Here is a 21,076-nt window from a genome sequence, read left to right on the forward strand (position 1 = left end):
AGGGCGAGCGAAATCGTTGCTGTTCAACGTGTTCGAGTCGGTGTGCGCTCGCCGTTTCGATCGTCCACTGTGTCCGTCCCAATAGGACTGACGTGGATTCTTCCGTTTGTGACGATGAGTGACCGGTCGACAACGTATCCTTTGTCACAAAGGAACGTACGTAACCCGGACGACGTGGGGTACTGTCAGTGTGTCGAGCGCGACTCACTCGCCGGTGAAAGCCGGTTTCGCCTCGACGATCGACCGGACGCCGAGACGCGGCCGGAGAACGGGAGCACCGGCACGCCGGCCGGTCCGGAACGCACCGCACATGCGGGGCCACGGAGTGCACGGCGAGCACATGCCGGGCGCTGGTTACCACGTAACGATTTGCCATTCGCGAAGGTTTTTCCGACGAGGCAAGGAGCCCGATGAATCCGGCAACACGAAGGACTCGCGACGTCGCGGGCGGCGAGTTCGAGCGCGCTCGCGCCCAGGCCAAGAGCTTCGAGAACATCCAGCGGGACAAGGCGAGCCGTACGGTCGCGGGTCATTCGATCGACGCCGAGGACTGCAGCAGTCTGCTCGCCATGCTCGGCCTGCACGATGCCGTCCGTCAGTACGGTGAGCCCGCACAGGTCGTCACCCCGGCCGCCGAGCCCGCACCGTCCTTCCTCGGTGGCACCACGCTGCGCACCGACCTGCTGCCCTCCGCGCGCCGGCTTCCGTAGCGTCTCCGCCGCGCCGCCGGTCCTCCTGGGGTACTCGCCCGCGTGGTGAGGTCCCGGAGGGCCCGGCGGGCCAGGGCCCCGCGTGACCACCTACCGCGACGCCCGCCATCGAACGGTCCAGCCCGCACGGCCGAATGGCCGTATCTCGGTGCCGAGTCGTCTGCTCCGCGTCGACGATCGCGCAGTATTCCCGGTCGTTATCGCGTTGAGATAGCCATATGCGTAACGTTTGCCCCGGACCTATACCTATATCAGGTGACACCCGTCCGAATGGGCCGTGTCGGCGGGGTGACGGTTCACCCGCACCCCGGATGACCGAGCGACGCACTGAGGCTGGAGAAACACCGTGGCCGTGATCGGGTACGCCCCCGGCGCGTACGACCTGTTCCACATCGGGCACCTGAACATCCTGCGCCATGCCCGCGCGCACTGCGACCGGCTGGTCGCGGGCGTGGTGGACGACGAGGTGATCGTCCGGGCGAAGGCGCGCCTGCCGATCGTGCCGCTGGCCGAGCGGCTGGAGATCGTCGGCAGCATCCGCCACGTGGACGAGGTCGTGGTGGACCGGCACGTGGACAAGTTCGAGTCGTGGCGGGAGTTCGGCTACGACGTGCTGTTCAAGGGGGACGACTGGCGCGGCACCCCGCGCGGCGAGTCACTGGAACAGCGACTCGGCGCGGTCGGCGCGACGGTCGTCTACTTCCCGTACACGATGCACACCTCCAGTACCGCGCTGCGCAAGATGATCACCGAGAGCGCGTGAACAGCCCGCGCCCGGAGATGGGCCACTTCCCGGCCGCGGACCGGCGACCTCACGTTAATATCACTCGAACGAGTGAGCACCCGTTCTTGTGAACGGCCATCGACGCTCACCGCACCCGATCACTTCCCGCGCGGCGCACCCGTCGCGCGGACGACACGACGACCTTGGGAGCACCAGCGTGGCTCGACGGCAGCGTCCCGGTTCGGCACCGGACCCGGTTTCCGCGACGGCCGGAAGGGCACCGCGGCCTCGCGTGCGCGGCCTGATTCTCACCTGCCTCACCGCGGCACTGCTCGCCTCGCTGATGGTCGCGGCACCGGCCGCGTTCTCCCAGCAGTCGCTGCGCGGCGGGACCTCGGCCGCCGACGCCGCCGCCTCCTGCTGGGAGGTCAAGCAGAAGACCCCTGCCGCCGCGAACGGCAACTACTGGCTGCAGACACCGAAACTCGTCGCGCCGGAACAGTTCTACTGCGACATGACCACCGACGGCGGCGGCTGGGTGCTGATCGGCCGCGGCAGGCAGGACTGGCGCCCGGAGTATCAGGGGCAGGGCACCCCGGCCCAGGTCCGCGACGCGGTGACCGGGCCGGCCGCTTTCGGAGTGCGCACCCTGCCCTCGCCGACGGTCGACGCGCTGCTCGACGGTGGCCGGGTGGACGCGCTGGCCGACCCGGTCCGCCTGCGTCGCGCCACGAACACCGGCGGTACCGCCTGGCAGGAGTCGCGCTTCCGCTTCGCCAACCGGGACCGCTGGGCCTGGTCCTTCGGTGCCGAGCATCGGGTCGGCGCGTTCACCTTCGACGGAGCGGCGGGCAGCGGCGGGCAGACCGTCAGCTTCGGCCTGGACGACGCGCTGCGTCGCGTCGACACCCGGGACGACCAGGCCGGGCAGGGCTGGGTGCGCGGCTGGTCCTACGGCTCGCAGGTGAAGGGAACGAACAGCGCCGACAGCCATCTTTACTCGGCCACGAACGGCGCGGGATTCGCTCGTCCGTTCACCCAGATGTTCTTACGCCCCAAGCTGCTCAGCTCCGACATCAGCTACCCGGCCGTGCCGGACGGCGGTACCGCGAAGCAGCCGCTCTCCCCGCTGCTGCAGAGCGGAGCGGAACCGCAGGAGTGGGGCGTCACCGGCAGGGCCACGGCCAACACCGGTGAGCTGTACACCGAATCGCAGGACGCCACCCAGGTCGGCAACACGGTCTTCGTCGGCGGCAACTTCAAGTTCGTCCAAAAAGGACAGAACCCGGCGCCGGGTGACCAGATCCAGCAGAGCTACCTGGCCGGCTTCGACGTGAACACCGGGCAGTGGGTCCCCTCCTTCCGCCCGGTCTTCAACGGCCAGGTGAAGACCCTGGCACCACTGCCCAACGGGAAACTGATCGCCGGCGGCGAGTTCACCACCGTCAACGGCCAGCCCGCGGTGGGCGTCGTCGCGCTCGACCCGGTCACCGGGGCCATCGACCCCGACTGGAAGCTCACCGTGGAAAGCAGGCTGACCTGCTGCACGGTGAAGATCCGGACGCTCGACATCGAGGGCGACTGGCTCTACATCGGCGGCTCGTTCACCCACCTCAAGGGTGGCAAGCAGGCGCAGCCCGCCTTCGCCCGCAACGCGGGCCGGGTGTCGCTGGCCGACGCCACCGCCGACGCGAGCTGGAACCCCAACTTCAACGGCTCCGTGTTCGACCTCGATCTCGGCTCGGCGGGCGAACGGTTCTACGCCGCCGGGCACATGACCTGGTCGAACAACCAGACCACGGACAACGTCGCGATACTCGGCACCGGGGCGGGCGCACCGCTGGTGCCCGGGATGAAGCCGCCGAAGTTCAGCAACGCGACGCACTACCAGCAGGCGATCGTCGAGGCCGGCGACCGCGTGTGGGTCGGCGGCTCGCAGCACAGCATGTTCAGCTACGCCAAGGACGACTTCACCTCGCTGTCGGGCAACATCACCAAGGCGGGCGGGGACATCCAGTCCGCCGAGGTCTACGACGGCGTCGTGTACGCGACCTGCCACTGCCGGCACTGGGCGTACTCCGAGTCCTACACCTGGCCGGAGGTCGGCACGAAGTGGACGCAGGCCGACAAGATCGACCTGGTCGGCGCCTGGGACGTGGCGACCGGGAAGATGCTGCCCGAGTTCACCCCGTGGTTCAACGCGAACTACGACCAGGGCCCGTGGGGCTCGTTCAAGGACAGCACCGGCAAGGTGTGGTTCATGGGTGACATGCGGCAGGCCCGCCGCACCAACGGCAGCTTCCAGTGGGTCGGCGGGTTCGCCCGGTTCGCTCCGCGCGACACCGTCGCCCCCAGTACGCCCGGCGCGCTCGGCAGCACCGACGCCGGCAACAACACCCGGCGGCTGAGCTGGGGCGGGTCCACCGACGACCGGGGCGGCCTGCGCTACGAGGTGCTCCAGGGCGACCGGGTGGTCTCCACCGGCACCGCGACCTCGCTCGTCGTTCCCGCACCGACCCAGGCGCAGCGCTACTTCGTCCGCGCCGTGGACACCGCGGGCAACCGTTCCGCCAGCACCCCGGTGCACTCGATGAATCCCGCGGCGGCCGCCCGATGAGCGGGCCGGGCAGCGCGACCGCCACCTGGGCGCTCGCCGACTGGCCCGGCGTCAGCGTCGTCATCCCGACCCGGGACCGGCCCGAACTGCTGGCGCGGGCGGTCCGCGGTGTGCTGGAACAGGAGTACCCGGGCGACATCGAGTGCATCGTCGTGTTCGACCGGTCGGAGCCGCAGGACGTGCCGGTGCCGGTCACCGGTCCACATCGGACACTGCGCGTCACCGGCAACGAGCGGACCCCCGGGCTGGCCGGCGCGCGCAACACCGGCATCCTGCTGGCCGCACACGAGGTCGTCGGGCACTGCGACGACGACGACGTCTGGCTGGCGGGCAAGCTGACCCGCCAGCTCGAACTGTGGCGGCGTTCGGCGGACGCCCCGGTCGTCGCCACCGGCGTGACGATCCACAGCGAGACCGGCGAGCACCGCAGGCCCGCACCGGAACGGGCCAGCTTCGCCGAGTTCCTCGAATCCCGGATCATGGAGATCCACTCCTCGACGCTGCTGGTGCGCAAGGCGGACCTGCTCGGCCGGATCGGCCTGCTCGACGAGGAACTGCCGAACTCGTTCGGCGAGGACTACGACTGGCTGCTGCGCGCGGCCCGGCACGGCGACGTCGTCAGCGTCCCGGAACCGCTGATCGCGGTGAACTGGAGCAGGCCGTCCTTCTACATGAGCAAGTGGAAGGCGATGGCCGACGGGCTGACCTACATCCTGCGCAAGTTCCCCGAGTTCGCTGGCACCCGCACCGGACGCGCCCGGCTGGAGGGGCAAATCGCGTTCGCGCACGCCGCGCGCGGTGCGCGGGGGCAGGCGGTGCGCTGGGCGGTACGCACCCTGCGGCACGATCCACGACAGCTCAGAGCGTTCGGTGCGCTGGCCGTCGCCGCACGGCTGACCAGCGCGGACGGCCTGGTCCGGCGAGTGCAGGCGCGCGGCCGAGGTCTGTAGATGTCGCTGCTGCAGCAGTCCCCGGCCGTTCCGGCACCACCGCCCGTCACCCGGCGGCCGCTGCCCTCGTGGCCGATCGACGTGCTGCTGTGGGGTTTTCCGGTCTACTGGCTGCTGGGGCTCACCCCGTTCATGGTCATCCTGATGGCCGCGGTGATGGGTGTGCTGCTGGTCGTCCGCCGGGGACTGACCATCGTGCCGGGGATCGCGCCGTGGCTGGCGTTCGTGACCTGGGCGGTGCCGTGCGCGCTGATGCTGGACTCTGGTCTGCGGCTGGTCGGTTACGCCCAGCGGACGTCGAACTACCTGGCCATCGCGGTGATCCTGCTCTACGTGGTGAACGCCCGCGAGCACCTGACCACTCGCCGGATCATCGGCGGGCTGACCCTGCTCTGGGTCACCGTCATCGCGGGCGGCTACGCCGGGATGCTGTTTCCCACCGGGCGGCTGACCACTCCGGTCGGCCTGCTGCTGCCGGAGTCGATCACCGGCAACGAGTACGTCCGCGATCTCGTCTTCCCGCCGCTGGCCGAGGTGCAGAAGCCGTGGGGCGCGACCGAGGCCTACATCCGACCGTCCGCGCCGTTCCCCTACACCAACGGCTGGGGCAGCGCGATGGCCCTGCTGACCCCGGTGGCGCTGGCCCAGATCCTGCTCGCCCGCTCGACGATGCTGCGCGTCTTCCTGGTGCTCTGCCTCGCCGCCGCGGTGGCCCCGGCCGTGGCGACGCTCAACCGCGGCCTGCTGCTCGGTGTCGCGCTGAGCGTCGGCTACGTGGCCGTGCGGCTGGCGCTGCGCGGCCGGGTGGCCCCGTTCCTGGCGCTGGTTGCCGCGATGGGCGCGGCGGGAGCGGCGGCGCTGTCCGGTGGGCTGCTGGAGCGGCTGAGCGAACGCGCCGACTACGGCAGCACCGACGACCGCGGCACGCTCTACCAGGAGACCTTCGACCGCACCCTGAACTCCCCGCTGCTCGGCTACGGGGCACCGCGTCCGTCGGAACTGCTCGACATCTCCGTCGGCACCCAGGGCCAGTTCTGGATGGTGATGTTCTCCTTCGGCTTCGTCGGGCTCGGCCTGTTCGTCTGGTTCCTCGCCGGAGCCGTGCTGCGTACCTGGCGGGCACCCGCCACCTGGCGGCTGTGGCTGCACTCCTCATTGCTCACCGCGTGCACGTTGATCTTCTTCTACGGCCTGGACACCATGCAGTTGCTGACGGTGGCGCTGCTGGCCGCCGTGCTGCTGCGCGACCCGGCGGCGACCCGTCCGCGCCGGGTGCCCGCGTGAGCGGCGGCGGCAGGCTGGCGAAGGCCGGGCTGGTGAGCCTGCTCGGCGGTGGCACCGGGGCGATTCTCGGGCTGGTGCTGGCGGTGGTGGTCGGGCGCGGGCTCGGCGACACCGGCACCGGGTACTTCTTCCAGCTCGTCGCGCTGTTCATGATCCTCGCCAACGTGCTGGAGCTGGGCGCGGACACCGGGCTGGTCCGGGAGCTGTCCCGGCAGGTCTCCCTCGGCAGGCACGCCGATCTGCGGCGGACGGTGCTCGTGGCGCTCGGGCCGGTGGTGCTGCTCGGGGCGGTGGTGCTCGCCGTGGTGTGGCCGGCCGCGCCCTGGCTCGCCGGGCTGCTCACCGACCCGGCCGGGCAGCCGGTGCTGACCGGGCTGATCCGGCAGACGGCGCCGCTGGTGCTGCTCGCCTCGCTGGTCGCCGTGCTGCTCGGCGGGACACGTGGGCTGGGCGGGGTGCTGCCGTTCACCGGGGTGCACAACATCGGTCTGCCGGTGGCGCGGGTGGCGGGCGTGCTGGTCGTGCTGGGCGCCGGTTTCGGTCTGGTGGCGGCGGTGCACGCCTGGGCGTGGCCGTTCGCCGTGGCGGCCGTGGTCGCCGGGGTGATCCTGCTGCGCCAGCTCCGGCGTACGGCGGTTCCGGGTGCCGGGCAGGCCGCGCCGACCCCGACCCCGGCGCTGGCCCGCGAGTTCTGGTCGTTCTCGGCACCGCGCGGGGTGGCCGCCGCGCTGGAGATCGCGCTGGTGTGGGTCGACGTGCTGATCGTCGGCGCGATCCTGGGGCCGACAGCGGCCGGGGTGTACGCCGTCGTCTCCCGTTGCGCGCAGTCCGGGCTGCTGGTGGAGAACGCGATGCGGATGGCGGTGTCGCCGCGGATCAGCGCCGCCATGGCCACCGGCGATCTCGCCCAGGCGCGATCGCTGCACCTGATGACGACGCGGGCGATGATCCTGCTCGCCTGGCCGTTCTACCTGACGATGGCCCTGTTCGCGCCGCTGGTGCTGACGCTGTTCGGTGGCGGTTTCGGCGAGGGCACCGGGTCGCTGGTGGTGCTGTGCGTGGCGATGTTCGTCTGGACCGGCGCCGGCATGGTCCAGACCATTCTGCTGATGGGTGGCCAGAGTAGCTGGCAGATGAAGAACAAGGCCGCCGCGCTGGTCACCAACGTGGCGGGCAACCTGCTTCTCGTGCCGCTGTTCGGGATCGCGGGCGCGGCGCTCGCCTGGGCGCTGACGATCGCCGTCGACGTCGGGCTCGCCACCTGGCAGGTACACCGGGTGCTGACCGTGCGGATCCCGGTGCGCGAACTGCTGCTGCCCGTCGTGCTGGTGGCCGTCGCCGTCGGGCTGCCGGGTCTGCTGCTGCGCTGGACGCTCGGCGCAGGCGTCCCGGCGCTGGTCCTGCACCTGCTGCTGGCCGCGCTGCTGCTGACGGGCTGCTGCCTGCGTTACCGCGAGGCGCTCGGCATTGGCTCCGTCGCCGGTCTGCTCCGCCGTCGCGCACCGGCCCGGCCGAACGCTTCGTGACCGGTGGGCAGCGGCGGGAACCGGTCAGCGGCGGTTGACCAGTCCGCGGACGTTGTCCCAGCCGGAGTGGCCGGAAAGCCGCCCCTCGTCGAGCATCGTGGCGGGGACGTTGAAGCCGAACCGCTGCTGCGGCGGCCTGCCCTTCGGCCCGCGGTCGAACGACTGGCACCCGGTGATCGACGTACGGTCGCCGTCGGCGACGTAGAAGCCGTCCGCCTCGTCGGGCCTGCCACCGACGTCCCACATGCCCGCCGTGTCGGCGCTGCAACCGTTGAACAGGTTCATGTCCCACTCGATGTTGAACCCGTGGCTCCGGGTGTCCTGCGCCTCGCAGCCGAGGAACTTGTTCCGGGTGCCAAGGACGTGGAAGCCGTAGTCGCGGCAGTACCAGGCCTTGCACGCCTGCAGGAAGTGGTTCGCGCCGCGCACCAGGAAACCGGCGCTGGACCCGGTGGCGGTCGTGGTGGTCGCCTCGCAGGCGATCCACCAGCAGTCCGAGGGCGCGGACTCGGAGGACTCGCCGATCCGGAACCCGTACCGCCCCGCCTGCCGCACCCGCACCCTGGACGTGACCACCGAGCGGTTGTCGGTGCCGCGGTAGACGACGCCGTCCTCGGCGGGCCCCCAGATCCACAGGTTGTCCAGCCGGCAGGCGGCGTCGTTGTCGCCTTTCCAGTTGCCCTCCCGGCCGACGATGTGCACGTCCACGGCCGTCGCCGCACCCGGCGAGCAGTCGATCGCCAGATCCGCCACCTGCACCCCGTACGCCGGGCCGCCCTCACCGATGGCGAGCACGGTGCCCACCCCCTCGGCGGGCACCAGCCGGGTGAGCTGGCCGATGCCGCGCACCTGGCAGCCGTGCGGCAGCACCAGCGTCTCGTCGACGGGATAGTCGCCCTCGCCCAGCGCGATCGCCCGCGCACCACCGGCGACGGCGTCGGCGATGGAGTCGCCGGGCGCGACGTGGCGCCACGGCCCGGTCTCGGTGTCCCCGCCGGTCGCCGCGTGCACGGCCGGGCCCGCGAACAGGCCCGCCGTCGCTCCGGCCGCGGTGAACGTCGCCCCGCGCAGCACCGCCCGCCTGCGGTGCGCGCGTTCCTCGCCGGTCATGCCCGCACCATCGTCCGCAGCTCGCCGTACCGCCGGAGCAGGCTCAGCACCAGCAGCAGGGTGTTGCCGGCGAACAGCAGCGCGTAGAGGGTCAGGAAGACGGGCAGGCTGCCCCAGGCGAAGAAGATCAGGCAGAGCACGCCGAAGTCACCGGGCAGCGCGATCAGGGACCGCGCGGCCGATTCACCGGTCGCCGGGCCGTCCGCCCCGCCGGGCGCGGCGTAGCGGCGCATCTGCTCGGCCAGGATCAGCGCGAAGAACCGCACCGTGGACACCAGCAGGAAACCCAGCGGCAGCAGCAACAACGCCGCCGGGGCGTCCTCGTGGAAGCGGTAGAGGCCGATCAGCACGCCGAGGTGGACGGCAGGCATCCGGGCCGCGTCGACGACGTGGTCCAGCCACTCGCCGCTCAGGCTGCCGCCGCCGCGCAGCCGGGCGAGCTGGCCGTCCGCGGAGTCCAGGACGTAGCCGAGCACGAGCCCGGTACCGGCGAGCAACCCGCACCACCACACCGGCGGCAGCAGCACCAGCGCGAGGATCGACGCCAGCGACACCAGCCCGCTGAGCACCGTCACCTGGTTCGCCGTGCCGCCGAGGACGAACGCCGCCGCGGCGGCCCGCCTGCCGAGCGGACGGTTCACGTAGCGGGTGTACGCGGGCACGCCCGCCCCCGCCTTCTGCGCCCCGCCGAGATCGCGCATCGCACGGGCGAAGCGGCTCCCGGTCCCGGCCGCCGTCATCGGACCACCGGCGTCCGGTGTGGATGACCCCATCGAAGCGCTCTCCCTCCCGGCCGGTCACCCCGGCCGGCTCCGTCCCGGGTGAATCCGGCATCCGCCATGTTCGCAGTGGCACCAAGTGCCCCATGCGTGCCCCGAATGGTTGACAATATCCTGGTGACCATCCACCAGGAGCCAGATCCTCCGGGCGTTCCCGCCGTGTCCAGCCCCTCGGTGCGCCTGGCCGACATCGGCGGCCAGCTCCGCAGGCGCTGGCGCCTCATCGCACTGACCGCGGTCGGGTTCGCCCTGATCGCGCTGGTCTTCTCGCTGGTGCGGCCGACGGTGTACTCCTCGACGGCGGTGGTCACCGTCAACCCGGTCTCGGCCAACCCGCAACGCACGTCCGGCGCCAAGGACGAGGTCAACATGACCACGGAGCGTGCGGTGATCCAGTCCACCGAGGTGATCGAGCGGGCCCGGTCGATCACCGGTGACGGCGGGGACACGCAGGACCTGATCGACCGGCTCACGGTCACCTCCCCGGCCGACTCGCAGGTGCTGGAGATCAGTGCCACCGGCGACGACCCGGACGCCTCGGCGGCACTGGCCAACGCCGTCGCCCGCGCGTACCTGGACATGCGCACGGAGACGGCGGCGACGGCGGCCGACCGGATCAAGCAGAACGTGGCCGCCCGCATCGACGAGCTGACCGCCGAGCTGACCACGGCACCCACCGGCCCCGGAGCCGACGGCCTGCGCGCCGAGATCGACTCGCTGCGCACCCAGCAGAGCGATCTCGGGCTGGTGGCCGTCGAACCGGGCCGGATCATCACCACGGCGGCCCCCGGTGAGGCGCCCTCGCTCGGGCCGCTGGTGTTCACCGGGGGCGGCGCGGTCGGCGGGCTGCTGGTCGGCGTGGCCGTGGCGCTGGTCCGCGAGCGGGTGGACGGCCGGGTACGCGATCGGTCCCGGCTGCAGAACGCACTGTCGGTGCCGGTGCTGGAGGCCGCCGACGCGCAGTCGGACCTGGACTTCCTGGACCGCGTCGCGCTGCGGATCGGCGGCAGGGGCGGCGCCGTGGTCACCGTCGCCCTGCTCGGCACCGACCAGAACAGCATCCAGACGCTCGGCGCGGCGTTGAGCACCCACCTGCGCGGATTCGATCCACGCAGCCGTTCGGTGATCTGGGCCGGCGGCAACCGGCCCGAGGACGGCGAGCAGTACCTCGGCGCGCTGCTGAACCCGCGCACCTGGGAGGGAAAGGCCAGCACCGTGCTGGTCAGCCCTCGTGCCGACGTCAGCGTGGCCCGCACGGCGATGCTCGGCCGGGAGGCGGGCAAGGTGATCGTCGCGACCTCACCCGAGGCCGAGGTGGCCGCGGTGACCCGGCTGATCGGCGAGCTGCGGGTGGTGGGCGCCGAGGTCGACCTGGTGGTGATCGTCCCCTCGTACTGGATCAGCCCGGCCCGCAACCCTTCCCAGCCGCCGTCCCAGTCGCCGATGCCCCCGCCCGCTCCGCACCAGCAGCAGGCCGCGCCCGGCGCGCACCCGCTCGGTCCGGGGCAGGCGACCGTCGACATCGACGTGAACCGGTTGCGGGAACAGGCTTCGCGTTCCGGTGGACCCTCCGGCCAGTCGCCGCCCGTGCAGGGGTACCGGCCGCCCGGGTTCGACTGACCGGCGGTGCTCAGCAGGACGGCTCTGGCGGGAACGTGTGGTCGATGGCCTTCCACCGGTCGCCGCTGAGCACCATCGTGTAGAGGTGCGGCACCCGGGTTCCGTCGCCCGCGGCGCGTTCCGAGACGACCTGGCCGGTCTCGTCGACGATCCGGACGCCGGAGGAGTCGACACACGCCCACACGGTCGCCGTCGGCGGATCGGCTCCGGGATCCGAGGCCACGGTGCGCACCTCGGTGACCGTCGCGGTGCCCTCCTGTCGCCAGCCGTTCGCGGTGAACTCCGCCATCGTCGCCTCGACCTCGCCCTTGGCGAAGCCCTCGGCCGCGGCGTCCAGGTCCTGCGGGCTCGTTCCCGCGCCACCGAGCACGGCATCGGTGACGTCCAGGAAGCCGGTCAGCGCGGCCCCGGACGCCTCCGGGTCGGCCGCGTCGAGTGGAGCGGAGGACACCGGGGACGAAGCCGTCGTGCTCGGTGCGGGCGGCGGCGCGGAGGGCGCGGGCTGCGCGGCCGGCTCCTCGTCCGGTCCGCTGACCAGCACGGTCGCGGTGACCACCCCGGCGAGCAGCAGCACCCCGGTCGCCACGGCCAGGTACCTGCGAGGGGTGCTTCGGTTCGATTCGCTCACGGGTTCCGGTCTCCGTTCCGCGCTCCGGGGCGCCTGCCGAACAACATCAGTCGCGCCATCTGCCCGAGCCTGCGGGAATCCAGGCGTCCGGGCCGCTCGCGCAGCACGCCGGCCAGCACGTCGTCCATTGTGGACACCGCAGGGACGGGTGCGGCGACGGTGGTCACGTCGAGGCGGTAGTGCACGGGTTCGGCGAGCGCGCGGTCCAGGTGCCCGTGCAGCGTGTCCTCGTGCTCGGCGAGGTGGATCCAGCCGCGCTCGGCGATCCTGCGGGAGAAGGAAACCTGGTGATCGTCGACGTGCTCGCCGAGCTCTCCCCTGCGCGGCACGACCACGGGCAGGTGGCCGCACGCCCGCGCGTCCATGATCGACCCGGTGCCGCCGTGGGTGAGGACGACCGAGGCCGAGGCGAAGTGCTCCAGCAACTCGGCACGACTGGTCATCGCGACCCCGGTGGCGTGCCGTGGCGCGGCGGAATGGCCGTGCTGGGCGAAAACGCTCACTTCCGGGTGTTCCGCGGCCCAACTGTCCAACCAGGACAGACAGCGCCGGAAGTCGTGGTGGTCGGTGCCGAGTGCGGCCACCACCCTCGGCCGCGGCGGGGTCACCAGGCGGCTCCCACGTGGATTCCCTCGGGGTAGGTGTCGCGCTGTTCCTCCCACTGCAGGCAGAACCGGTCGGTGAGCGCGTAGCACAGCACCCCGGTCAGCGCGGGACGATCGATCCGTTCGAAGGCCTCGAGGTAGACGGTGCGCACCCGGAGGAACCGGGCCACCACGAAGAACGGCAGGGCCACGCCCGCCCCGGTGGACACGATCACGTCCGGCCGCAGCCTGCGCATCGTGCGCACCGCGAGCAGCAGGTTCCGCAGCGCGTTGGGGATGTTGCGGGTGACCGGGTGGTGCGCCCAGGTGACCTCGTCCGTGCCGACGGCCGCCTCGGCGTCGGGCTTGCGGAAGGTGACCCAGTGCCTGCGATGGCCTGCCCAGCACTCCCGCAGGTTCACCAGTTGCGCGAGGTGGCCGCCGGTGGACGCGACCAGCATGATCGTCGCCCGGCGGTCAGTAGGCACCCCGGCCCCCCACGACGGCGCGGGCCGTCTTCCACAGGATCGCCGCGTCCAGCGCCAGCGACCAGTCCTCCACGTACCGCAGGTCCAGCCGCACGCTGTCCTCCCAGGACAGATCGCTGCGGCCGCTGACCTGCCACAGCCCGGTCATGCCCGGTTTGACCAGCAGCCGCCGCCGGACGACGGTGCCGTAGCTCTCGGTCTCCTCTGGCAGCGGCGGCCGGGGGCCGACCAGTGACATGGTGCCGCCGAGCACGTTGAGCAGTTGCGGCAGCTCGTCCAGCGAGAACCGGCGCAGCAGCGCGCCGGTCCGGGTGATCCGCGGATCGCGGTAGACCTTGAACAGCGGCCCGCTGCCCGCGTCCAGTTCGGCGAGCCCGGCACGTTCGGCGTCGGCGCCGACCCGCATGGTGCGGAACTTCCACATCCGGAAGAGCTGCCCGTCGCGGGAGACGCGGTGCTGGGTGTAGAAGACCGGGCCCCGGTCGCCGAGCTTGATCGCCGCGGCGATCGTCAGCATCAGCGGGAGCGCGAGGGTCAGCGCGAACAGGGCGCCGAGGCGGTCGACGATCTCCTTGACGACGCGGTGCCCGCCGGTGAACATCGGCGGCCGCACGCGCAGCATCGGCATGCCGAGCACTCCGGAGACCCGCAGCCTCGGCCCGCCCACCTCCATCAGCACCGGCGCCACGGTCAGCTCCGCCGAGGTGCCTTCCAGTTCCCAGGCGAGGCGCTGCAGCCGGTCGGTGGTCCAGTACGGCGCGGAGGTCACCGCCACGACCCGGTAACCGGCCCGGAGAACGTGCGCGCCGAGTCCGTCGAGCCCGGCCACCACCGGCACGCCGTCGATCTCGCCCGCGTCGAAGGGTTCGTCGCCGGAGGGCACCAGGCAGGCCGCTTCCACCCGCCAGCCCACGTAGGGCTGCTCCCGGGTACGCCGGATGAGGTCACGAACCGAATCCGGCGCCCCGGCGACGACGACCGGCAGCAGGCAGGCGCCGCGATGCCGGGCGCGATGCAGCAGGCGGCGCAGCAGGTACCGGGCGCCGAGCGCGACGCCGGTGCCGAGCGGGAGGAAGACGAACAGCGTCGGCCAGGTGCGCAGGTCCTCCAGCGCGGAACCGAGCAGCGCGATCACGACGGCCGCCGTGCCCATCCCGTTGCCGAGCCTGCGGAACTCCTCGGCCCCCTCGCCGAGGACTCCGCGACTCCATCCGCGTCTGGCCGCGATGGCGAGCAGCACGATCACGGCGGTGGCCAGGATCTGCCACGGCCGCGTCGGCGGCAGGCCGACTCCTGCGGAGGCGGTGGCGAGCAGGGAGACGAGCGAGACGGTGAGGACGTCGCAGCCGATCACCAGCAACCGGTAGCGGCGCTCCCAGGCGAGCACCGGGCCGCGGCTGCGGGTGTGGCCCGGCCGGACCGGGACGAGGCCGGAGGGGAACTCGTCCACCGGGGCCTGCCGGGACAGGACGGGCTTCTGCGACACCCAGAACCCCCACTGAAACCCGATGGCATACGACCGTGACCTGCGATGAGGGATTCACCACCAGCCACCTCAGGTCGATCACCCTATCGAGTGATCATTTCGTCCTCACAACCTCATTCGTTACAGCCTCACGACAGACTGCCCCATTTGCGCGTCAAATACGGCCGAATGTCCTACATCCTTGGTGCGGCAGCGATCCCGGCTCCGGTTCGCGCTCGGACGCGACCCGCACCGGCTTTCCCTTCACCCTCTCGGCTCCGCTCGGGGAATCACCCACTGGTAGGACGACCCCGCCCGACCTCGGCCGCGGGTAGGCTCGCCGCTGCCGTATCGACACCGGGCCGTCTCCTCCGCGCCCCGTTCAGAGGAGACCGCAGTGGGCGACAACCTGGCTGCTTCCGGTGCCGACGACGAACTCGCCCGGCTGCTTGCCGTCCAGGCCGGGCAGTTGCTGCTCGCCCTGCGCGATGAGAAGGGGTACGCCGATCCGGCTGCGCTGCGGGCCGGGGGCGACCGTGCCGCGCACGAGTACCTGATCGACGCGCTCGCCCGGTACCGGCCCGCTGACGCGGTGTTGTCCGAGGAGTCCGGGACCGAGTGGCGTCGCCGGGACGGCCGGGTGTGGATCGTCGACCCGCTCGACGGCACCAGGGAGTTCGCCGAGCAGGGCCGGTCCGACTGGGCCGTGCACGTCGCCCGGTGGGAGCGGGGACGGCCGATGGCGGGCGCGGTCGCGCTGCCCGCTCGCGGTGAGGTGCTGACCACCGGCGACGCCCACCGGCCGACCCCGTCCGGCGGGAAGCTCCGGATGGCCGTCAGCCGGAGCCGTCCGCCCGCCTTCACCGGCGAACTGGCCGGTGCGCTGGACGCGGAAACGCGCCCGATGGGATCGGCCGGGGTGAAGATCGCCTCCGTGGTACTCGGCGAGACCGACCTCTACGTGCACGCGGGCGGCCAGTACGAGTGGGACTCCGCGGCCCCGGTGGCCGTCGCACTGGACGCCGGCCTGCACGCCAGCCGGATCGACGGCAGCCCGCTCGTCTACAACCGGGACGGCGCCTGGCTGCCCGACCTGGTGGTTTGCCACCGCCGGGACGCGGACCACGTGCTGGCGGAGATCGACAGGATCGTCCGAGGCGAACGAGGGATGAACAGATGCGAGTGATCGGTGCCGGATTCGGCCGCACCGGGACGGTATCGGTCCGGGAAGCGTTGTCCCGGCTGGGTTTCGGCCCCTGCTACCACTTCAGCGAGCTGATCGGGAACCCCGCGCACCTGGAGCACTGGACGGCCGCGCTGGACGGTGCACCCGCCGCCGCCGACCGCGCGCTGGCCGAATACCAGTCCACATTGGACTGGCCGGGGGCGAGTCTCTGGCGGGAGCTGGCCGATCGTCATCCGGACGCCAAGGTCCTGCTCACCGTCCGCGATCCGCGGAGCTGGTACCGGAGCTTCGCCAGCGCACTGCTGCCGATGTGGCAGGCGGCCACGGCGGAGGACCCGCGGCTCGGGATTCCCGAGCTGGCACCGTTCCTGCCGTTGATCGCGCGGATCTCCGGGCGGCAGTTCGGCGAAGGGGACCTCGCCGACGCCGAGTACATGACCGGCGTGTTCACCCGGCACATCGAGGACGTGCGCGCGGCGATCGCGCCGGAGCGGCTGCTGGTGTTCGACGTCGCACAGGGCTGGGAACCGCTCTGCGAGTTCCTCGGCGTCGCCGTCCCGGACGGCGAACCCTTCCCGCACCTCAACGACTCCCGGTCGTTCCGGGACGCGGTGGACGCGCACCGGGAACCCTGACGCCGCGGTTTCGGTCGAGCGGCGGTGACGGGCGGGCGAGCCACCCGCCACCGGTCCGCTCAGCCGGGGAAGCCCACCGTGCAGAGGAAGTCCTCGGCGTTCGCCGGATCGAGTGCGTTGGTCACCAGGTGCCAGACGTTGAGGTCGTAGGCCTCGCCGATGTGCCCCACCGGGTCGAGTGGGCAGGTGTCCTGCACGAACTGGTTGGTGACACCGGGTTCGCGCACGAAGGACGTCTCCTGCGGGGTGACCAGTTGGTCGTTGCGGGAGGTGATGATGTTGTAGGTGACTCCGGGCTGGGCGACCGGCCCGTCGCCCAGGGTCTGCACCGCCGAGCCGCCGATGCCGATCTCCGAGCAGGCGGGGCAGCCGAACCTGGTCAGTACCTCGTCGATGAGTTCACGGGACTTCTCGCCGAACAGGTACGCCAGGTTGTACAGGCCGGCGAAGGTGGTGCCGTGCGTCGGCGGCGCGATGGCCACCACCTTGTCGATCCGGTCGGCGATGCCCTGCGTCTTGGTGACGTAGAGGGACTGGAATCCACCCTCGGAATGCCCGACGATGTCGACCTTCGCGGCCCCGGTCTGCTCGCGCACCTGCTCGATGAACGCCGCGATCTCGGCCGCCGAGTCCGCGATCGGCCGCAGCCCGCCGACGAACGGGAATCCGGGATAGGCACCGTAGGTCGCGCTGAAGGTGCAGTAACCCTTCCTCGCCACGTGCGCCTGGAGGAAGTTCAGGTCCTCGTAGTAGGTGGCGCCGAGTCCGTGCAGGAACACCACCGGGTTCGGGTGCTGCGCGCTGGGACGGCAGTCGGCGTCGTTGTTGCCACCTCCCCCCGGCTGCGCGGAGGCGGTACCCGGCACGGCAAGGGCGGCCAGCGCCACCACGAGGGCGATCGCCCCCCGCGCGAATCGTCGTCTCATGTTCGGATTCCTTTCTGTTCTTCCGGTCGCGGGCTTTCGGGCACCGCGACGGCGTGATCGGTCGCGGGCCGGGAGTAGAGGGCCTCGACGAGTTCGGCGAAGTGCTCCGCGACGACGTCGCGGCGCACCTTCAACGTCGGCGTCAGCTCACCGGAATCGACGGTGAACGGCCGGGGAACGACGGCGAAGTCGCGGATCCGTTCGGCGGGCGCGTACTGGGCGTTGACCCGCTCGACGTCCGCGGCGAGCACGGCCCGCAGCCGCGGATCCGTGTGCCAGGCGCCGGTCCGTTCGATCCCGGCCAGCGCGGCCAGGCCGTCCGCCGTGTCCTCGTCCAGTGCGATCAGCGCGACCGGGTGGGGCCTGCGGTCGCCGAGCATGACGGCGTCCGCGATCCACGGCGTCCGGCGCAGATCGTTCTCCAGGTTCGCCGGGCTCAGGTTCTTGCCGGCCGCGGTGATGATCAGGTCCTTCTTCCGGCCGGTGATCACCAGGTAGCCGTCCTCGTCGAGCTCACCGAGATCGCCGGTGTGCAGCCAGCCGTCCCGGATCGTCTCGGTGGTCGCGGGTTCGTCGCGCCAGTAGCCGCCGAACACCCCGGCGGACCGCGCGCAGACCTCGCCGTCCGCGGCGATGCGTACCGCCACGCCGGGAACCGGGCGGCCGACCGTGCCGGGACGCCACTCGCCGGGGCGGCAGGCGCTGATCACGGCGGTCGATTCGGTCATCCCGTACGCCTCGTAGACCGGCACACCGCAGGCGAAGAACAGCCGGAGGATGTCCGCCGCGATCGGGGCGGAGCCGGTCAGCGCCTGGCGCACCCGGCCGCCGAACACCGCGCGCACCGGCGCGAACAGGGCCTGCTCGGCGTCATCGAAGCGCTGCTGGTCCCGGTCGGTGACCGGCTCGCCCCGCTCCCGTGCCGCCCGGACGCGCAGCCCGAGTTCCACCGCTTCGCCGAGTTCCCGGCCGCTCGGGTCGCGGGCCGTCGCCTGCGCGGTGACCAGGGAGTGGATCTTCTCGAACATGGCGGGCACCGAGGGCAGGTGGGTGGGCGCGACCTCGGCCAGTTCGGCGACGACCGTCCGGATGTCTCCGCCGGAGTACGCGATCGTCGCGCCCGCACGCAGGCAGAAGATCTGCAGCATGCGGGTGAACAGGTGCGCCAGCGGCAGGTAGGCGAACACGACGTCGCCCGGCCCGGCGTCGCTGATCCCGCGCAGCATCGCGACGACCGACAGGACGTTGCGGTGCGAGAGCACGCAGCCCTTCGGCGGGCCGGTGGTGCCGGAGGTGTAGACGATGGTGAACGGCAGGTCCGGTTCCGTTCCGGCGGGCGGCAGGCCGCTCCCGGACGCCGAGGCGGAGTCGATCACCTCGGCCAGGGCCGGCCCGTGCGCGGTCGCCCGCTCGACGCCGAGAACGACCCGGATGGCCGGCGTCCGCTCGCGCAGGTGTTCGAGCCGGTTCAGGTGCGCGGCGGTCTCGGCGATCGCCGCCGCGGCGCCCGAATCGCGCAGCACCCAGCCGATCTGCGCGTCGGAGCCGCTGGGGTACACCGGCACGCACACCGCGCCCAGTCGCGCGATCGCCAGGTCGCACACCGTCCACTCGGCACGGGTGGCGCACAGCAGGGCCACCCGTTCCCCCGGGCGCACGCCGGCTTCGTGCAGCATCCCGGCCACCCGCAGGACGGCGTCGTGCAGCTCGGCGAAGGTCCGCTCCACCCAGCGGCCGTCGTGTGGATATCGCTGGGCGACGGCGTTTCCGAAGGTCGCGGCGGACTCGGACGCTAGGTCCGACAGGGTGGCCTGTTCGGCCATGCCGGTCTGCGAACGCACCGAACTCGACATCGAGTACCTCCGGGTATTGAATACCGAGTAGTATCGACTTGCTTGCGAGGAAGTCAACAGACATGCGAAAATTCACCCGGATCCCAGTGCACGACAGCAAAGGACGGCCGTGGCCGAGGCGTCTGCGCGAGACGAAGCGACACCAGTGAAGAAGACCGGCGCGGACGCCGGACGCACCCGGCCCTATCGCTCGCAGACGCGGCGGCGGGTGCTCGACGCCGCGTTCGCCGCTTTCGGCGAGAAGGGGATCGCACGGACCTCCCTCAGCGAGGTGGCCGCGGTAGCCGGGCTGACGAAGGGCGCCGTGTACTCGAATTTCGGGTCCAAGGACGAACTGGTGCTGGCTCTGATGGAGGAGCACGCCGCGCACCGGCTCGAGGCCGCGCTCGCCGGGTTCGCCGCGGGCGCGGACGCCGATCAGGCACTGGCCGGGGTCGCCAAGGTGCTGGTGCGCGAGATGCGCGCGGACATCGTCTGGCACCGGTTGCTCGCCGAGTACATCGCGATGGCTAGCCACAGTCCGCAGCGGCGCGAGGCGCTGCGCACCCGGCGCCGCGAGGTCCGCGACACCGTGGCGAGGGCGTTGAGCAGGCTCGCCGAGGGGCTGGAACTCGAACTGCCGTTGCCGCCCCAGGACTTCGCCGTCGTACTGCTCGCGCTGAGCAACGGCCTGGCCGCGGAAGGTGACATCGACCCGGATGCCGTGTCCGACGATCTGCTCGGCCGGGTGCTCACGCTGATCGCGGGCGACGCCGTCGCGAAGATCAAGGCGACCGCGGAAGCCGGCCCCGAACCGGAGCGGTGATCCGGCGGCGGGCGGGTCCTGACGGGTGCGGCGACGCATCTTCGCACGCCGAGGCTTCGTTGGCAGCGTGAAGGATCGGTGTCCCGGCGATCTCATGTGGACGGTTCCGCGTCCGGGCCGGGGAGGGGACTCGGGCACCCGGCATTTCTGACGATTTCTTTTCCTGGCAGCAGAAAACAGTTCGACGGTTCCGTCGGCGCCGTGCGGGCGATCCGCCGGGGGACGGGAAACGATTCACAGGAAAGGAAAACGACGCCACTTCCGCCTCCCGCGCGACGGCGGGACACCGGGCCCGATGCTGCGTCGAGCGGCCCGGCGCTCCAGCGGGAGGGGTAGCGGAAAACCGGGCTCTTCCAGGGCGTGCGCGGGTGCTCGACACTTGCCGTGCGGCAAGCTCACCGCCCTGTCAGGCGCTCGTCCAGAGCTCCGGGAGGGCTGAAAAAACGTAGCCACGGAAAGTCACGACGCGAGGCCGCAGCGTTAGGCTTTCCGGAGGATTGACCGTTGCAATAAACGTTGGTTAGTTTCTCTCCGGCGCTCACTCAATCGAGTGAGCAATTCATCTGCGAGGGAGAAGCATGTCGAGGACGATCAAGCGAAGAGTCGGTGTCTCCGGCCTGGTCGCGGCCGCAGCACTGACGGTGCTGGGTGGCAACGTGGCGATGGCCGACACCGCCGCCGCGGCCCCGCCGCCCGAGGTGTCCAACGCGGAATGGTTCGACGCCGCCTGCACGGTGCCGCCCGACCGCGACCTCAACGTCACCACGCGGATCTACCAGATCGCCACCCAGCGCCAGGTCACGCCGAAGGTCCTGCTCTCGGCGTTCGAGGCGGGCTGGGTCGAGTCGCACATGCACAACCTGAACTGCGGTGACCGGGATTCGCTCGGCGTGTTCCAGCAGCGGCCCAGCCAGGGCTGGTGCGACAACCCCGCAGACTGCCTGAACGTCGACCACGCCACCAACGCGTACCTCGACCAGGCGATCCCGAACGATCTGAAGACCCCTGGCTTCTCGGCGGGCCAGCTCGCCCAGAGCGTGCAGCGGTCCGCCTACCCGGAGCGCTACGACCAGGCTCAGGCCAAGGCCCAGCAGATGATCGCGGAGGTCCGGGGCTGACCCGAGCCCCTGGCAACAACACCGCCGGCGCGGGCGGGGTGCCTGGCATCCCACCCGCCCGGACGGGC

General features: G+C 71.5%; 19 protein-coding genes. 11 read left to right on the forward strand and 8 right to left on the reverse strand.

Translation table 11 applies throughout. The annotated features are described in order from the left end of the window. Nucleotides 1–410: 410 nt before the first annotated feature. From CFN78_RS25795 to CFN78_RS28930, 6 genes are all read left to right on the forward strand, one after another. Nucleotides 411–710 (forward strand): hypothetical protein, encoded by a 300-nt coding sequence (locus CFN78_RS25795; RefSeq protein ID WP_094865627.1) that lies wholly within the window; start codon nt 411–413, stop codon nt 708–710. 346 nt (nt 711–1,056) lie between these two features. Beyond that, on the forward strand, nt 1,057–1,473 hold the full coding sequence (locus tag CFN78_RS25800; protein WP_094865628.1) for an FAD synthase family protein: 417 nt from the start codon (nt 1,057–1,059) through the stop codon (nt 1,471–1,473). A 253-nt stretch (nt 1,474–1,726) separates the two neighbouring features. Continuing rightward, a complete protein-coding gene (locus CFN78_RS25805) occupies nt 1,727–4,051 on the forward strand; it encodes a delta-60 repeat domain-containing protein (protein ID WP_094865629.1) in 2,325 nt (774 codons plus the stop codon). Further along, entirely contained in the window at nt 4,048–5,001 is a 954-nt protein-coding gene (locus CFN78_RS25810; RefSeq protein WP_094865630.1) for a glycosyltransferase family 2 protein, read from the forward strand. The genes CFN78_RS25805 and CFN78_RS25810 overlap by 4 nt, the downstream gene beginning before the upstream one ends. Further along, nucleotides 5,002–6,285 carry a hypothetical protein gene (locus tag CFN78_RS29370; RefSeq protein ID WP_094865631.1) on the forward strand — a complete coding sequence of 428 codons (1,284 nt, stop codon included), beginning with the start codon at nt 5,002–5,004 and terminating at the stop codon, nt 6,283–6,285. It begins immediately after the preceding gene. Next, entirely contained in the window at nt 6,282–7,811 is a 1,530-nt protein-coding gene (locus tag CFN78_RS28930; RefSeq protein WP_165777711.1) for an oligosaccharide flippase family protein, read from the forward strand. Before CFN78_RS29370 ends, CFN78_RS28930 begins: the two co-directional genes overlap by 4 nt. 24 nt (nt 7,812–7,835) lie before the next feature. On the opposite strand, the gene CFN78_RS25830 is transcribed toward CFN78_RS28930, so the two are convergent. Together CFN78_RS25830 and CFN78_RS25835 are read right to left on the reverse strand one after the other, a co-directional pair. Beyond that, nucleotides 7,836–8,921, reverse strand: coding sequence for a right-handed parallel beta-helix repeat-containing protein (locus CFN78_RS25830; RefSeq protein WP_094865633.1), 1,086 nt, complete (start codon nt 8,919–8,921; stop codon nt 7,836–7,838). Further along, nucleotides 8,918–9,694: a CDP-alcohol phosphatidyltransferase family protein gene (locus tag CFN78_RS25835; protein WP_205660652.1), complete on the reverse strand. Its 777-nt coding sequence runs from the start codon at nt 9,692–9,694 to the stop codon at nt 8,918–8,920. The genes CFN78_RS25830 and CFN78_RS25835 overlap by 4 nt, the downstream gene beginning before the upstream one ends. Before the next feature lie 123 nt (nt 9,695–9,817). On the opposite strand from CFN78_RS25835, the gene CFN78_RS25840 reads away from it, so the two are divergent. Then, on the forward strand, nt 9,818–11,320 hold the full coding sequence (locus CFN78_RS25840; RefSeq protein WP_165777712.1) for a Wzz/FepE/Etk N-terminal domain-containing protein: 1,503 nt from the start codon (nt 9,818–9,820) through the stop codon (nt 11,318–11,320). Nucleotides 11,321–11,330: 10 nt separating this feature from the next. Here the strand turns inward: CFN78_RS25840 and CFN78_RS25845 are convergent, their stop codons facing one another. From CFN78_RS25845 to CFN78_RS25860, 4 genes are read right to left on the reverse strand one after another with little or no spacing between them, the layout of a single operon-like run. Beyond that, the gene (locus CFN78_RS25845; RefSeq protein ID WP_094865636.1) at nt 11,331–11,948 is read right to left on the reverse strand and encodes a hypothetical protein; all 618 of its coding nucleotides are present in this window, start codon (nt 11,946–11,948) and stop codon (nt 11,331–11,333) included. Next, entirely contained in the window at nt 11,945–12,556 is a 612-nt protein-coding gene (locus CFN78_RS25850; protein WP_133116481.1) for a glycosyltransferase, read from the reverse strand. The genes CFN78_RS25845 and CFN78_RS25850 overlap by 4 nt, the downstream gene beginning before the upstream one ends. After that, complete coding sequence (gene pssD, locus CFN78_RS25855; protein WP_205660653.1) at nt 12,553–13,020, reverse strand: PssD/Cps14F family polysaccharide biosynthesis glycosyltransferase; 468 nt, start codon at nt 13,018–13,020, stop codon at nt 12,553–12,555. Before pssD ends, CFN78_RS25850 begins: the two co-directional genes overlap by 4 nt. Beyond that, entirely contained in the window at nt 13,010–14,506 is a 1,497-nt protein-coding gene (locus tag CFN78_RS25860; protein WP_094865639.1) for a sugar transferase, read from the reverse strand. The genes pssD and CFN78_RS25860 overlap by 11 nt, the downstream gene beginning before the upstream one ends. Nucleotides 14,507–14,882: 376 nt before the next feature. Between CFN78_RS25860 and CFN78_RS25865 the strand changes: the two genes are divergently transcribed. Beyond that, nucleotides 14,883–15,671, forward strand: a complete 789-nt coding sequence (locus CFN78_RS25865; RefSeq protein WP_205660654.1) for a 3'(2'),5'-bisphosphate nucleotidase CysQ — start codon at nt 14,883–14,885, stop codon at nt 15,669–15,671. After that, nucleotides 15,662–16,306: a sulfotransferase family protein gene (locus tag CFN78_RS25870; RefSeq protein WP_133116482.1), complete on the forward strand. Its 645-nt coding sequence runs from the start codon at nt 15,662–15,664 to the stop codon at nt 16,304–16,306. Before CFN78_RS25865 ends, CFN78_RS25870 begins: the two co-directional genes overlap by 10 nt. 59 nt (nt 16,307–16,365) lie before the next feature. Here CFN78_RS25870 and CFN78_RS25875 read toward each other — a convergent pair whose 3' ends face one another. Both CFN78_RS25875 and CFN78_RS25880 read right to left on the reverse strand, forming a co-directional pair. Beyond that, a complete protein-coding gene (locus CFN78_RS25875) occupies nt 16,366–17,232 on the reverse strand; it encodes an esterase/lipase family protein (RefSeq protein WP_094865641.1) in 867 nt (288 codons plus the stop codon). Then, nucleotides 17,229–19,085, reverse strand: coding sequence for an AMP-dependent synthetase/ligase (locus CFN78_RS25880; protein WP_094865642.1), 1,857 nt, complete (start codon nt 19,083–19,085; stop codon nt 17,229–17,231). Before CFN78_RS25880 ends, CFN78_RS25875 begins: the two co-directional genes overlap by 4 nt. A 145-nt stretch (nt 19,086–19,230) precedes the next feature. Between CFN78_RS25880 and CFN78_RS25885 the strand changes: the two genes are divergently transcribed. After that, nucleotides 19,231–19,890, forward strand: a complete 660-nt coding sequence (locus CFN78_RS25885; protein WP_094865643.1) for a TetR/AcrR family transcriptional regulator — start codon at nt 19,231–19,233, stop codon at nt 19,888–19,890. A gap of 578 nt (nt 19,891–20,468) precedes the next feature. After that, entirely contained in the window at nt 20,469–21,008 is a 540-nt protein-coding gene (locus CFN78_RS25890; protein WP_094865644.1) for a hypothetical protein, read from the forward strand. The last annotated feature ends 68 nt before the right edge of the window (nt 21,009–21,076 follow it).

Source organism: Amycolatopsis antarctica (genome assembly GCF_002262875.1).
GTDB lineage: Bacteria > Actinomycetota > Actinomycetes > Mycobacteriales > Pseudonocardiaceae > Amycolatopsis > Amycolatopsis antarctica.

What these genes read in the sequence shown, in the direction of transcription:
- CFN78_RS25795 (WP_094865627.1), top strand. Translation starts at nt 411, where the DNA reads ATGAATCCGGCAACACGAAGGACTCGCGACGTCGCGGGCGGCGAGTTC.
- CFN78_RS25810 (WP_094865630.1), top strand. Translation starts at nt 4,048, where the DNA reads ATGAGCGGGCCGGGCAGCGCGACCGCCACCTGGGCGCTCGCCGACTGG.
- CFN78_RS29370 (WP_094865631.1), top strand. Translation starts at nt 5,002, where the DNA reads ATGTCGCTGCTGCAGCAGTCCCCGGCCGTTCCGGCACCACCGCCCGTC.
- CFN78_RS25830 (WP_094865633.1), bottom strand. Translation starts at nt 8,921, where the DNA reads ATGACCGGCGAGGAACGCGCGCACCGCAGGCGGGCGGTGCTGCGCGGG.
- CFN78_RS25835 (WP_205660652.1), bottom strand. Translation starts at nt 9,694, where the DNA reads ATGGGGTCATCCACACCGGACGCCGGTGGTCCGATGACGGCGGCCGGG.
- CFN78_RS25870 (WP_133116482.1), top strand. Translation starts at nt 15,662, where the DNA reads ATGCGAGTGATCGGTGCCGGATTCGGCCGCACCGGGACGGTATCGGTC.
- CFN78_RS25875 (WP_094865641.1), bottom strand. Translation starts at nt 17,232, where the DNA reads ATGAGACGACGATTCGCGCGGGGGGCGATCGCCCTCGTGGTGGCGCTG.
- CFN78_RS25880 (WP_094865642.1), bottom strand. Translation starts at nt 19,085, where the DNA reads ATGTCGAGTTCGGTGCGTTCGCAGACCGGCATGGCCGAACAGGCCACC.
- CFN78_RS25890 (WP_094865644.1), top strand. Translation starts at nt 20,469, where the DNA reads ATGTCGAGGACGATCAAGCGAAGAGTCGGTGTCTCCGGCCTGGTCGCG.